Genomic DNA, 777 nt, shown 5'->3' on the forward strand with positions numbered 1-777 from the left:
CAGGCGCAGTGAGGGGGCTTTCACGCCCCTTCGCCCATCGCGCCCCCCCCCCGTTCGCCCTGAGCCTGTCGAAGGGTGAACGTCCTGCGCTCATGGCATGAGGGCAGGCCGTTCATGGTTCGACCGGGCCGCGCAGGCAAGCTCACCACGAACGGTTGTCTATTCGAAATTAGAGCCAGCGCTGCGCCGCCCACCGGGCCGGCGCAGACGCCAGCCAGCCAGCCAACTTAACAGAGACAACACCATGCGTGAAGCAGTCATCGTATCCACCGCCCGCACTCCGCTGGCCAAGTCGCATCGCGGCGAGTTCAATGTCACGCCGGCAGCGCAGCTGGCCGCGTTTTCCGTGCGGGCCGCCGTCGAGCGCTCGGGCGTAGATCCAGAAAGGTTCGAGGACCTGGTGCTGGGCTGCGGCAATCCCGACGGCTTCCAGGGCCGCAACCTGGGGCGCCAGACCGCGCTGCGCGCCGGTCTGCCGCTGTCGGTTGCCGGCATGACCGTGGCGCGCTACTGCGCCTCGGGCCTGCAGTCGATAGCGATTGCCGCCGGCCGCATCGTGGCCGAAGGCGTTCCGGCCATGATTGCCGGCGGCGTCGAGACCATTTCCGGCCTGCGTCCGGGCAACAACCTGGCCAGCGACATCGACCCCTGGCTGCTCGAGCACAAGCCCGATCTGTACATGGCGATGATCGATACCGCCGACATCGTTGCGCGGCGCTACGGCATCAGCCGCGAAGACCAGGATCTGTTTTCGCTGCAAAGCCAGCAGCGCACGGC

1 pseudogene is annotated in these 777 nt (G+C 67.4%); it reads left to right on the plus strand.

The features are described 5' to 3' along the window. Positions 1 to 244: 244 nt before the first annotated feature. Positions 245 to 777: pseudogene (locus RR928_RS23780) on the plus strand (acetyl-CoA C-acyltransferase); the annotation flags it as partial.

The sequence above is a fragment of the Comamonas sp. genome, from assembly GCF_036666375.1.
Lineage (GTDB): Bacteria > Pseudomonadota > Gammaproteobacteria > Burkholderiales > Burkholderiaceae_C > Comamonas.